The following is a 12,992-nucleotide window of genomic DNA, read 5'->3' on the forward strand; positions in this document are numbered from 1 at the left end:
GAGTGCCCTGGATACGTATACCTATATATAGGTACGCCCGCCGGCGTCCACCGGTTCGGGCCCGGGGACGGACGGTCCTGCGGTCCCTCTCACCAGTCGCAATGCGGTTGCGTAAGCTGCTCGGTGTTTGGCGGCGATGAGCGGCCAGGCCCGGGCCGACAGATCCGGCCGTTCGGCCCGGTGCGCCCGTTCTGCCCGGCACTCGGTGAGAGCGCCGTCAAGTATCCGGGCGGTCAACGCCCCGGTGTAGGTGAACACCCAGCCTCGACCTACTTCGGCACGCAGCGCGCGGGTGGCGGCGTTCGCCGGCACCAGAACCGGCCGGGCCAACGACAGCGCGAGCACCGAAGCCTCCGATCCGTATAGGTCTTGGTAGGGCAGGATGACCAGTTCCGCCTGGGCGATCTCCGCGGCCAGCTCGGAATCGCTGAGATGGCCCAGCGAGACGCTGACGCGGTCGTCGTCCAGGGCGGCCAGCAGCACCTCCGCGCCGATATCGGTACTGATGGGCGTGCCGACCACACGCAGGGAGATCGGCCCACCATCGGGGCCGAAGGGGAGGGCGGTGAAGGCCTGGACCAGGTCCGGAACCCCCTTGTGCGGACGGATGAGCCCGGAGTAGAGCAGCCGGCCCGGCACCGAGGATGCGGCGCCGGCCTCGTCGAACCAGTACCTGTAGTCGCCGTGCTCGATGGTTCGGGCCACAGCGCCGTCCGGAACGGGTGTGGCCGGGTTGAGGCGGATCCACAGGGCGGTGCGCCGGTCGAGCCGTGCCAATAAGGCACGGTCGATCCGGCTGCCGGACCGGTGACTGTGGGCGTCGTGCAGGGTTCGCACGACCGCTGTCCGGTGCCGGCGAGCCCAGAGCCTCAGCAGCAGGGCGCGGAACAACATCCTCCTCAGCGCCGACGAAGAACCGGGCAGCAACGACTCCGGCCAGTGCACGTGGAACACATCATAGGGAACGCCGAGGGCGCGGCGCCAGGTGAAGCCGAGCACCTCGGTTTCCGGGCCCAGCTGGGCACCGAGCTGTACGAGGTAGGGGTTGGTGGTGCCCTGGCCGGTCCGGAAGGACTGCAGGACTCGCATCAATGAACCGCTGATTTCGCCGCCGTCACGGGTGGATACGATCCAGAGCCGGTCAGCGGAATGGTGAGCGTCCGGATGGCCAGGGCGGCGCCCGCCCCGGTGCCACGCACTGCCGCAGCCACGAGCGGTGCGCCGGATCGGGCCGCACCGCGACCGGTCCCGCTTCGCAGGACCGTCATCGCGTAGACCGGGCTGAGCAGAAGCCAGCGGATGAGATGCCGACGGCTCAGGTGCCGTGCAGCGAAGGCCAGCCGATTTCGGCAGGCGGAATAGACCTGCAACGGCGCCCGCAGCGCGGGGCCCTGGCCGCATTCCTCGCGAACGACCCAGATGTCCTCCCGAACGGCCAGGGATCCGCCGGCGGCCACGCACCGCCAGGACAGGTCGACATCTTCCCAGTGCAGGAAGTAGCTCTCGTCGAAGCCATCCAACCAGTCCCACAGGCCTGCGTGGATCATCAGGCAGGCACCGCTCAGCCAGCCGGCCGGTGCGGCACTGTCGGCCGCGCCGCCGTTACGGGTCAGGCCCCGACGGATGTCCACGGTGCCGCCGCCGAACCAAACAGTGCCGTTGGGGCGCAGAATGCGCGGGCTGACCAGCCGTTGGGGGTTCGAGGCGCAGTCCAGGGCCAGCGCGGAAAGCGCCGGCTCGTCGATGCGCACGGCCGGATCGAGCACCAGCAGGAGCCGGCACCCACGCGAGCGCAGCAGGCGCACTCCGGCATTCACCGCGGCGGCGAAGCCGAGGTCGAGCCCCGGGGCGAGCAACGTCCAGCCTTCCCGCTCGCAGACTGCCGTCGTCGCCTCGCGCTCTGCGAGCCCGGAAAAATTGTCGACAATGACGACCCGCCGGAGCGGCACCTGCCGTCCGAGTTCGACGAGGTTGCGTTCGAGAAGCGCGGGGTCCCCGTAGGCGACCACCACAACGCCCAGGTCAGGCGGCAGGGGCGTCACGGAGTGCCTCGCGCCGCAGTGCTCTGCCCGCGTGCGCCGTCGGATTCCTTCCATCGTGACCGAGCGGCCCGGCCCGGACTCAACCCCTGGGTGCTGTACCCCGAGACAAGGCGCCGGGCGAGGTCTTCGTAGCCGTCGGTGACGTGGCCCCAGTTGTAGCGGGAGGCGGCCCGGCGCTGCAGAGCCTCACTGACCTCCTGGGTGTGATGCGGGTTCAGCTCGGCATCTTCGATCAGTGCGGCGAGTGTCGCTGCGTCGTGGAAGTACGCTCCATAGACGCCGAGAACGTCGCGGTTGAAACTGACGTCCCAGGCGATCGCGGCGGTCCTGGCTCCCATCGCACGCAGCAGCGACGGGTTCGTCCCGCCAACTGAATGACCGTGCAGATAGCTGACCGAGTGTGCATACAGCTGGTCGAGTTGGTCCTGGTCCCACAGCTTGCCGAGCAATCGCACGCGCGGGTCGTGTGCGAGGGCAGTGATCTTTCGTGCGTGCGCGCCCGGGTTCGGGGCGGAGCCCACCACCACCAGGGGCAGCGCGGCGCTGCTTCGCCGGTAGCCGTCGATGATGACGTCAACGTGGTTCTCCGGTTCGAAGCGGGCCACGACGAGGTGGTACCCGTTGGGTGTCAGCCCGAGTTCGGCCAGGCGAGTCGCCGGTGGGTTCTGCAGCAGGTGGGTGCCATAGCCGATCAGTTCGGTGGGGATTGCGAACTCGGCGCGGTAGTAGTCGACGATCCCCGGTGCATCGGCGATGAGGGCGTCGGCGCAGCGCGCCGACAGCTGCTCCGCCCACCGATAGTAGCGCCGTGCCGTGCCACCCCATTTGTCGCGCTTCCACTCCAGCCCGTCCACGTGCACACCGGTCGGGATGCCGCGTCTGCGCAGCAGCGGAACGAACGGTGCGTTCGCTGAGTTGAAGACGAACGCGGTGTCCGGGCGCGCCCCGGTGCTGGCGTGCAGCACCGAGAGCGCCGTATGGCTGAGCGCTTCGAGGTGCCCCAGCCGCGCTGCCGGCAGGTGCACGAGTCGCATCCCCAGGTGCATGGAGTCCGGCGGAACCGGGGCCGGCGTTGACCGGCGGGAACGGCAGTAGACGGTCACGGCGTGCCCGCGATCGACCAGTCGCCGACCCACCTCCTCGACAGCGGTCTCGAACCCGCCGAAAGCGGCAGGCACACCGCGGGTGCCGATCATCGCGATGCGCAACGCCTGCACACTGGAACGAGCCTCCGGATCGGAGCTGTCCTGGGCTCCCATCTCAGTAGGCCCCCTCGGGCCGGATGACGATCTTCACGGTTCGCCAGATGATCATCAGGTCGCCGGCAAGCGACCAGTTCTCCACATAGTAGAGGTCGAGCCGGACGCTCTCCTCCCAGCTGAGGTTCGAGCGTCCGTTGACCTGCCACATGCCGGTGAGACCGGGCTTGATGTAGAGCCGGCGGTGCATGTGCGTCTCGTAGTTCTCCACCTCGGCGGGCAACGGTGGGCGGGGCCCGACCAGGCTCATCTGGCCGACGACGATGTTCCACAGCTGTGGCAATTCGTCCAGGGAGTACTTGCGCAGGACACGGCCGACCCTGGTGATGCGCGGGTCGCTGCGTATCTTGAAAAGCACCCCGGACCCCTCGTTCTGATCCAGCAGCCCGGCCAGGTCGTCTTCGGCAGTCCGCACCATCGAGCGCACCTTGAGCATGGGGAAGGTCTGGCCGTTTCGTCCGACCCGTTCCTGCCGGAAGAGCACCGGCCCGGGGCTGTCCAGCTTGACCAGGATGCCGATCACAACGAGGAGCGGGCTGATCACGAGCAGGGCGGCGCCGCCGAGGGTGATATCGAGCGCGCGTTTGAGCACATGCTTGGCACCGTCGTACTGGGGGATCTCCACGTGGATGAGGGGTAGGCCCTCGACCGGGCGGAAGTGGATGCGGGGACCGGCGACATCGGTCAACCGACTGGACAGGACGAGCTCGGCAGACGTCTTCTCGAGGTCCCAGCCCAGGTTGCGAATGAATGTGCTTCCCAGGCTCGGATGCCCGGCGACGATGACGGCGTCGACTCCCAGCGACTGCGCCGCGGCGGCGACGTGGGCGAAATCGGACACCACGGGAACCCGGTGGCCGGCCGAGGTCACACTCGTCGTGTTCTCACCCTCCAGCGCCGCGCCGACCACCTGGTAGGCGGCGCCGGATTTCTCGTTGATCTGCTGCACGACGTACTCGATGTCCTCCCGGCCGCCGACGACGATGGCGCGGGCGAGGTAATGGCCGAACCTTCGCTGCCGGATCAACCACTTACGCCACAGCCAGCGCTCAAGGACCAATGCGGCAACCCCGAACGGCAGGGCGACGACGAAGTAGGCGCGGGCCGTGTCGACCTGCAACAGCAGGAACGCGATGGCGAGCATGCCGAAGGTGAGCGCGCTGGCGTTGATCACGAGCTTGTATTCGGTGGCTCCCACCGCGACAACCCGGGGGTCCCTGGTCCGGAAGGTTGAAAGCGTGACGATCCAGATGCCGACCACGAGGGCGATGATCGCCCAGGTGGAGAGCGGGAGTACTCTGGCGGTCGTGATCGGGGTCGCCAGGGCGAACCGGGCCAGGAAGGCTCCGGCGACGGCAGTGATGATCACCGCGGCATCCGTGAGTTGGAGTTTGGTGCGATAGCTTCGCGCCCACGCCGCGCCGGACAGTCCGACGGCAGCGTCGGGAACGATGGGGGCATGCGCGACCGGGGCTGTGGTCCTGACCAGGCGCAGTGGGGCACGGTAGGCCCCCGCAAGAGCGCCGGCACCGGCGGATTGCTGCTTCGGCGTGCTCATCCGAGGCCGGCGCTTCCGGCCGGAGGCCGGGCAGGCCGAGCGCGGTCGACACCTGCCGTTGTCGGCATGGGCGTATTTCTGGGTCGACGAATAGGTCGACACGTCACAGACGTATTCACTGAGGGGTCCCCTGCATTTCGGGTTTACAGGTTCTAGCGGGTAGTGGAGCTGGTGGCGCGGTGACACGGACGGGTTGGCGAGTATCACGTGAGGGATTCTCATCCCTCACGACGTGACCATACCTGCTCCGCATTTTCCGCGCTGTGACCTGAACAGGGGTCAGATCAGGGGATCTGCAGGTGACCCCCGGTTGGGGGCAGCGAATCGCCGAACTCGGTGGCACTCTGGCCGACTGAGCCACACTCATCTTTCGACTGGTTGCGGCTCATGCCGTCAACCATCCAGCCATGGGGGTTCACACGATGATGGATGCTTCCGACAATCAGGCCGGCGAACCGCCGGGCGCGTCGCACCGTGCGCTCCGAGGAGGGCGCCTCGCCGCCGTCCTGATTGTGGTGCTCGTTCTGGCCGTGGTGGCGGGCCTGTGGTTCATGGTCTCGGCCGGCCAGGCGCCACGCGAGAGTGACGAGGGGCTGTCCACCTCCGCGGCACCCGAGGCGTCGCCGGCCCCGGGCGGACAGGACCGCACTGCCTTTCCCTCTGCCGAAACGTCGGGGCTGCCCCAAGGGACCGTTTTGTCGGAGTATACCGGTCCCTGCCAGATCACGACTCCGGACACCATCCTCGACGCGAAGCGGGTGGATTGCTGGCCTTTGCTCATAGCTGCGCCGGGAGTCGAGATCACCCGGTCGCAGATCAACGGCTTCGTCTATACGGCCGAGGAGGGCAACGGGTCGTTCAGCATCACCGACACCGACGTCCAAGCGGGCGAAAACCCCGTCACGGGGATCGGGGATGTTCGCTTCACCGCGACCCGGGTGCACGTGACCGGTGGCAATCGCTCCGTCATGTGTCACCTGGACTGCACAATCGAGGACTCCTACGTGCATGGGCAGTTCACCGACGCAACGGGGACCTATCACGAGTCCGGAATTCGGATGGGCTCGAACGCCGTCATCCGCGGAAACACCATTGCCTGCGATGCGCCCGACGTGCCCCCGGACGCCGGATGCTCCGGAGCGCTGACCGGATACGGTGATTTCGCTGCCATCCAGAACAATGTGATCGACGGCAACCTGTTCGTCGCAGGATCAGGCGGCTACTGCACCTACGGGGGGTCCACAGCCGGCAAGCCGCACTCGAGCGAAACCAGGGACGTGCGCTTCACGAACAACGTGTGGCAGCGGGGAGCGTTTGGGACCTGCGGCTACTGGGGGCCGATCACGTCGTTCGACTCCGACGCGCCGGGAAATGTGTGGAGCGACAACCACTGGGAGGATGGTGCTCCCGTTGCGCCGGCGAACTGAGCCGAGGTGCTGCCGGCTCGCATCGTTCCGAGTGAGGGTACTGTGCGCCGCATGATCATCAACCTCTGCTTCCACGGGATCGGCACCATCGACCACGAACGGGAGTCGGGCGAGTCCCGGTACTGGGTCACGGAAGCAAACTTTGCCCGCATCCTGGATGACGTGCGAGACCGGCCCCAGGTGAGGCTCAGCTTCGACGATGGCAACCGGTCCGACCTCACGGTGGCGCTTCCGGCCCTGAGTGAGCGGGGGCTGACTGCCTCGTTCTTTGCGCTCGCCGGCCGATTGGGCGACCCGGCGAGTCTCTCCCCCTCCGATCTCCGTGAGCTGCGAGGCGCCGGCATGTCGATCGGTAGCCACGGCTGGACGCACGCGCCGTGGCGCGGGCTCGACGCGGACCAGGCCCGCAGGGAGCTGGTCGACGCCCGAGCCTTTCTCGCCGAAGCCAGCGACGGCGCGATCGAGGATGCCGCCCTCCCGCTCGGTCGGTACGACCGCCGGCTGCTCACCCGGTTGAGGAAGGCCGGCTATCGCACGGTGTTCACCAGCGACCGGCACCCCGCGCGGTCGTCGGAGTGGCTCCAGGCGCGCTACAGCGTGACCGCACAGGACTCCGTGGAATCGATCCGGTCGATCCTGACGCACCGGGCAGGCGCGCAGGACGCACGGAATCTCCTCGCCGGCGCGGTCAAGCGGATTCGCTGAACACTCCGGAAAGCCCGTCGGGTGGCACTCGATTGGGGGGTGTGCGGGGGGCTGGTTCAATCTGAACAATCCTCATACATTCTCACTGTCCCAGTTGCGAGCCGTGCCACGTCTGGCCCTGGATTATTCGGCTTCCTCGTCATGACCCACCTGAGCGGCAGGAAACACTCATGGACTTGCAACCGATCACCGCTCAGCACGGTCAATCCGCGCGCCGAAGCCGACTCGCGGTCGCGGTCGCGCTGATCGCCGCCCTGGTCGTCGCCGGGCTCACGGCCTCGCCCGGCGCGGCCAACGCGGCGAGCGGATGCCGGGCCGCGGCCAACCCCGTCGCCTGCGAGAACGCGAAGCCGGGTACCGACCCCGGCATCTGGAACATCTCCGGCGCCGGCGACCAGAGCATTCAGGGTTTCGGCACCGACATCTCGGTGGAGAACGGAGCCACGATCGGTTTCAAGATCGACACCGACGCGGCACGGTATTCCATCGACGTGTACCGCACCGGCTGGTACCAGGGCCTGGGAGCGCGCAAGGTGGCGTCCGTCACCCCATCCGCGATCCTGCCGCAGACCCAGCCGCAGTGCCTGTCCGACCTGAGCACAGAACTCTACGATTGCGGCAACTGGGGCCTCTCGGCCAGCTGGTTGGTGCCCGATGACGCGGTCTCCGGTGTCTACGTCGCGTTGCTGAAACGCGCAGACACCGGCGGCGAAAGCCACATCATCTTCATTGTGCGTGACCAGAGCTCACGCTCCAACGTGCTGTTCCAGACGTCCGACCCGACCTGGCAGGCCTACAACTCGTATGGTGGCTCCGACTTCTACCAGGGCGCCGACAACGGGAGGGCCTACAAGATCAGCTACAACCGCCCGTTCGTCACCAGGGAGAGCACGACCAAGCGGGACTTCTACTTCAGCAGCGAATACGCCCAGGTGCGTTTCATGGAGCGAAACGGCTACGACGTCAGCTACTTCAGCGGTGTCGACACCGACCGGTTCGGCTCGCTCCTGGCGAACCACCGGGTGATTCTCTCCGTCGGTCACGATGAATACTGGTCAGGCCCCCAAAGGGCGAATCTCGCGGCCGCCCGCGACGCGGGGGTCAACCTTCAGTTCCTGACCGGGAACACGGGGTATTGGCGGACCCGGTACGAGCCGTCGTCAGCGAGCGGCACGTCAACGAACTATCGCACCCTGGTCTCATACAAAGAAACCTGGAGCAACGACAAGGTCGACCCGTCGACCCAATGGACCGGGACCTGGCGGGACCCCCGCTTCGCGTCCCAACAGGCCGGAGGAGGCCTGCCGGAGAATGCTCTGACAGGCGCCATGTTCCAGGCCAACCACGATGACCTTCCGGTGACGGTCTCCGCGCAGGAGGGCAAGCTGAGGACCTGGAAGAACACCGCTCTCACGAACCTGACAGCCGGTACCTCGGTTCAGCTGGCACCGCACACCGTTGGCTACGAGTCCGATGAAGACGTCGACAACGGGTACCGGCCGGCGGGCCTCATCCACCTGTCCACAACGGTAGGCCCGACCCCGCAGTACCTGACGGACTACGGTAATACCGTCGTCCCCGGCACGACCACGCACAATACGACCCTGTACCGGGCGCCCAGCGGCGCGCTCGTCTTTTCCGCGGGTAGCGTGCAGTGGGCCTGGGGGCTCGACCAGACCCACGACGGCGACGGCGCCCCGGCCAACTCCGCCATGCAGCAGGCTCAGGTGAATCTGCTCGCGGATATGGGTGCGCAACCTGCAACGCTTATGTCAGGACTGTCCGCAGCACAGAAGAGCACTGACACCACCCCGCCCGTCGCCACGGTCACGTCCCCGGTCACGAATTCGACGATTGCCGCGGGTGCTCGCGTGACGGTCACCGGCACCGCATCGGACGTCGGCGGCGTCGTAGCCGGCGTCGAGGTCTCGGTGGATGGTGGCGCCACCTGGCGGCCGGCAACGGGAACCACGTCGTGGTCGTACAGCTACTACCAGACCGGCCTCGGCACCGCCGGCATCCGCGTCCGAGCGATCGACGACAGCGCCAATTACCCCTCGACACCCACCTCCGTCAGCCTCGTCGTCACCGGACCCACCGGCGTATTCGGACAGGTGGTGCCGGCTGTCCAGGACTCCGGCGACGGCGCGGCCACCGAGGTCGGCATGCGGTTCAAGCCCGAATCGAACGGATTCGTGTCGGGCGTGCGCTTCTTCAAGAGCGCGGCGAACACGGGCACGCACACGGGCTCGCTCTGGGACAGCGCCGGCACGAAGCTCGCCTCGGTGACGTTCTCCGCCGAGACCGCAACAGGGTGGCAGTCCGCGAGCTTCGACCCCCCGGTCACCGTCGCAGCCGGCCAGGACTATGTCGTGTCATACACCGCCCCGCAAGGACGCTATGCGGTCGCCCAGTACTACTGGCCGTACTCGACGAGAAAGAGCTCGCCGATCGCGGTACCGAGCGGTTTCGGAGCACCAGACCCTGGCGTCTTCGGGTCGCCGGGGGCGTACCCCACCGAGACCTATCAGGGCTCGAACTACTTCGTTGATGTTGTGTTCAACACCGTCAGCACCACTGCGCTCACCGCGCTCGGACAGTATCCGACTCCCGACGCGACGTCGGTGCCGACGGGCACGACGATCAGCGCGCGCCTGTCGAGCGACGTGACGAGCTCCTCGGTGGCCTTCGCCGTGCAGACCGCGGCGGGTTCGGCCGTCACGGGGACGACAAGCTATGACCCGAGTTCCCGGACGGCGTTGTTCACCCCGGCCGGTGCGCTCGCGCCGAGCACCTCATACAGGGTCAGCCTGACGGCAACCGGAACCAGCGGAGGCCCCATCGTCGCGGGAGCGACGTGGGCGTTCACGACGGCAGCGAGCGATGCGGCCTGCCCGTGCTCACTGCTCGGACCGGCAGTGACACCTGTCATCGCGCAAGTGAATGACAACCCCGTGACCCTCGGCGTGCAGTTCACGGCGCGCGCCAGTGGCGCCATCACCGGGGTCAAGTTCTACAAGGGTCCCGGCAACACCGGCGAGCATGTCGGCACACTCTTCAGCAGTACCGGCCAGGCGCTGGCCTCCTCGACGTTCCTGGCGGAATCCGCCGCCGGGTGGCAGACCGTGTACTTCGCTCAGCCCGTACCGGTCCAGGCCGGTTCGACTTACACCGCGTCCTATCGCTCCACCACCGGCAAGTACTCGGCGACGGTCGGAGCATTCAACGCAGGGTTCACGAGCGGCCCGCTCTCCGTGGCCGCCTCGGCAGGGCGCTACACGTACGGAACCGGAGCTCCGACGTCGTCGTCGACGACGAACTACTTCGTTGATGTCGTCTTCGTCACCGACGGCGCGACCACGCCCCAGCCGGTGTCGGTCTCCCTGGTCAGCCCGGCGGCGAACCAGACTGCGGTGCCACCGTCGAGTCTGGTGACGGCGGTGCTCTCCGCCGCAGTACCCACCGGCACGATTCCGCAAATCGGCTTGACCACCTCGGCAGGTGCCGTGGCGGGCACTTCGACCTATGCCTCAGCAACGCGAACGATCACCTTCACACCGGCCACCACCCTGGCCTGGTCGACCGCGTTCACGGCGACGGTGACGATCGCCGGAACCGTGCCGGCTGGCGGTAACTGGTCGTTCACGACGGCCGCGAACACGCCCGTGCAGGGCACGTTCACCCTTCTGGGGGCAGAGACCCCCACCGTCGCGTCCACGGATGACAATGCCGCCGTCGAGTTGGGCATGGCCTTCGCGGTCTCCCAACCGGGGCAAGTCACCGCCATCCGCTTCTACAAAGGAACGGGCAACTCGGGAACGCACGTCGGGAGCCTCTGGTCGGCCGCTGGCGCCAAGCTCGCGTCGGTGACATTCACCGGCGAAACGGCCAGCGGCTGGCAGACGGCCTCCCTCGCGACGCCGTACACCCTGATACCGGGGGAGCGCTATGTCGTCTCCTATCTGGCGCCCAACGGACGCTACTCGCACACGCCGGACTACTTCTCGCTGCTACGCAGCCAGGGTCCGTTGACCGCCGACACCGCGGCGAACGGCCTGTACCGCTACGGGGCCACCGGCGGCTTCCCGACGGGAACGTGGCAAGCGTCGAACTACTTCGTCGACGTTGAGTTCCAAACCACGGGCACGACGACGCCGGCTCCGGCCCCGGTGACGGTGACGTCAACCGCGCCGGCCGCAAACGCGACCTCGGTAAGCCCGACCAGTGCTATTTCAGCCGTGATCTCGGCCGGAACGCTTTCGCAGACCCCCGTGCTCGCGCTCAGAGGCCCTGCGGGTAACGTCGCCGGCACATCGGTCTTCACCGCGGCCTCCCGAACCGTCACGTTCACGCCGGCAGCGCAACTCGACGGGTCCACGCAGTACACGGCGACGGTCGAGGTGGCTGGAAGCGTGCTGTCCGGTGGAACGTGGACCTTCACAACCGCCGCCGCGCCGGTGTCGAGCGGGGTGTTCACCCTGCACGGCCAGACGACGCCCACGATCGACTCGGTCAATGACGGCACCGCGGGAATCGAGCTCGGCACCGCTTTCAGCGTCACCCAATCGGGTTCAGTGACCGGGATCCGCTTCTACAAGGGCAGCGGAAACACGGGCACCCACTCGGGCACATTATGGTCGGCAACCGGCGCCAGGTTGGCAACGGTGACGTTCACGGGAGAGACCGCCAGCGGTTGGCAGACGGCTTCCCTCGCGACACCGGTGGTGCTCACCCCGGGCCAGGGCTACGTCGTTTCCTACTACGCACCGGTTGGGCGATATTCCGCCAGTGCTAACTACTTCGCCACTCAGCGGACCAGCGGGCCGATCGTGGCGGTGACCGGCGCGAACGGCCGCTACGCCTACGGAGCGCCGGGGGCGATGCCCACATTGAGCTACAAATCGACGAGCTATCTGGTGGATGTCGTCTTTGCCACCGGCACCGTAGCTCCCCCTGCCGCCCGGATGGCTCCGACGCCGTCGCCAGAGTCCACTCAGACACCGACGACGACACCGACACCGACAACTGAGTCGACACCGACACCGACGCCTACGCCTACGCCTACGCCGACGGCCAAGTCGACGCCGACGCCGACGGCCAAGTCGACGCCGACGCCCACACCCACACCCACCCCTGAGTCGACGTCCACACCAGTACCCAGTGGGACTCCGACTGCGACGCCAGAGGTGGCCACCGAACCCCCGGATGTCACCTCGCCGTCCCCCGCTGCAGGCGCCAGCCGCGTCAGCCCCACCGTGGTGCTGTCAGCGACGGTTGCCGGAGCGAGCGCCGCGTCAATCACCGTCTCGGGTCCCCAGGGTGATGTCGTCGGTGAGTCAAGTTTCGACCCGGCCACGGATGTGGTGAACTTCACGCCCACTGTGCCCCTGGACTGGACGACGAGCTACCGCGCGACGGTGACCGTCGGAGGGGCGACCGCGGATGAGTGGCGTTTCGCCACGGCCGATGTACCCCTCATCGACGACACGGCGGTATTCCTGCCGGCAGCGCCCTCCCGCACCGCGGATGATCCGGCCGTGCAGGTAGGAGCGCGATTCACCGCCTCCGTAGCCGGCGTGGCATCCGGCATCCGGGTGTATGTGGGCGCTGAGGCGGAAGGCGATCACACCGGGTACCTGTGGGGTAGCGACGGGGCACTTCTCGCAACGGTTGAATTCGGCGGCAAACCGAGCAACGGGTGGCTGACCGGTGGGGTGAGCCCGGCGATTGATCTCACCATCGGTGCGGAGTACCGCGTCACGGTGAGTAGCTCGACCGGGAGATACGCACGGGTACCGAACGGACTGACTCTCCCGGTCGTGAACGGCCCATTGTCATCGCCGGCCTCAGCCGGCGTCTACGGCTATGGGATCCCGGATCAGCCTTCACCCGACAGCTTCCTGGTCGACGTGATCTTCGGCAGGACCCCCTGACCGGAACGCTTAGGCGACCTGACGACACGCCGGTGACGGGACGGGACCACAGCCGGCAATCCAGTTGC

Annotated in this window: 7 protein-coding genes; 3 read left to right on the forward strand and 4 right to left on the reverse strand. The window is 67.3% G+C overall.

All coding sequences use genetic code 11. The features are described from left to right. Positions 1 to 21: 21 nt before the first annotated feature. The 4 genes from E3T61_RS19015 to E3T61_RS19030 are packed head-to-tail and all read right to left on the reverse strand — an operon-like array spanning position 22 to position 4,859. The gene (locus E3T61_RS19015; protein WP_134642417.1) at positions 22 to 1,089 is read right to left on the reverse strand and encodes a glycosyltransferase family protein; all 1,068 of its coding nucleotides are present in this window, start codon (positions 1,087 to 1,089) and stop codon (positions 22 to 24) included. Then, entirely contained in the window at positions 1,089 to 2,042 is a 954-nt protein-coding gene (locus E3T61_RS19020) for a glycosyltransferase family 2 protein (protein ID WP_166793311.1), read from the reverse strand. The genes E3T61_RS19015 and E3T61_RS19020 overlap by 1 nt, the downstream gene beginning before the upstream one ends. After that, positions 2,039 to 3,301 carry a DUF1972 domain-containing protein gene (locus tag E3T61_RS19025; protein ID WP_241992687.1) on the reverse strand — a complete coding sequence of 421 codons (1,263 nt, stop codon included), beginning with the start codon at positions 3,299 to 3,301 and terminating at the stop codon, positions 2,039 to 2,041. Before E3T61_RS19025 ends, E3T61_RS19020 begins: the two co-directional genes overlap by 4 nt. A gap of 1 nt (position 3,302) precedes the next feature. Then, positions 3,303 to 4,859 carry a sugar transferase gene (locus E3T61_RS19030; protein WP_134642419.1) on the reverse strand — a complete coding sequence of 519 codons (1,557 nt, stop codon included), beginning with the start codon at positions 4,857 to 4,859 and terminating at the stop codon, positions 3,303 to 3,305. Positions 4,860 to 5,266: 407 nt separating this feature from the next. Between E3T61_RS19030 and E3T61_RS19035 the strand changes: the two genes are divergently transcribed. From E3T61_RS19035 to E3T61_RS19045, 3 genes are all read left to right on the forward strand, one after another. Next, entirely contained in the window at positions 5,267 to 6,286 is a 1,020-nt protein-coding gene (locus E3T61_RS19035; RefSeq protein ID WP_134642420.1) for a hypothetical protein, read from the forward strand. A gap of 51 nt (positions 6,287 to 6,337) precedes the next feature. Next, positions 6,338 to 6,991: a polysaccharide deacetylase family protein gene (locus E3T61_RS19040; RefSeq protein WP_134642421.1), complete on the forward strand. Its 654-nt coding sequence runs from the start codon at positions 6,338 to 6,340 to the stop codon at positions 6,989 to 6,991. Positions 6,992 to 7,161: 170 nt separating this feature from the next. Further along, complete coding sequence (locus E3T61_RS19045) at positions 7,162 to 12,924, forward strand: DUF4082 domain-containing protein (protein WP_134642422.1); 5,763 nt, start codon at positions 7,162 to 7,164, stop codon at positions 12,922 to 12,924. Positions 12,925 to 12,992 lie beyond the last annotated feature (68 nt).

The sequence above is a fragment of the Cryobacterium lactosi genome (genome assembly GCF_004403945.1).
In the GTDB taxonomy this organism is placed as follows: Bacteria; Actinomycetota; Actinomycetes; order Actinomycetales; family Microbacteriaceae; genus Cryobacterium; species Cryobacterium lactosi.

Bases quoted from the DNA above. Each gene is read 5' to 3' on its own strand.
- E3T61_RS19015 (WP_134642417.1), bottom strand. From the start codon at position 1,089: ATGCGAGTCCTGCAGTCCTTCCGGACCGGCCAGGGCACCACCAACCCC.
- E3T61_RS19025 (WP_241992687.1), bottom strand. From the start codon at position 3,301: ATGGGAGCCCAGGACAGCTCCGATCCGGAGGCTCGTTCCAGTGTGCAG.
- E3T61_RS19030 (WP_134642419.1), bottom strand. From the start codon at position 4,859: ATGAGCACGCCGAAGCAGCAATCCGCCGGTGCCGGCGCTCTTGCGGGG.
- E3T61_RS19035 (WP_134642420.1), top strand. From the start codon at position 5,267: ATGGGGGTTCACACGATGATGGATGCTTCCGACAATCAGGCCGGCGAA.
- E3T61_RS19040 (WP_134642421.1), top strand. From the start codon at position 6,338: ATGATCATCAACCTCTGCTTCCACGGGATCGGCACCATCGACCACGAA.
- E3T61_RS19045 (WP_134642422.1), top strand. From the start codon at position 7,162: ATGGACTTGCAACCGATCACCGCTCAGCACGGTCAATCCGCGCGCCGA.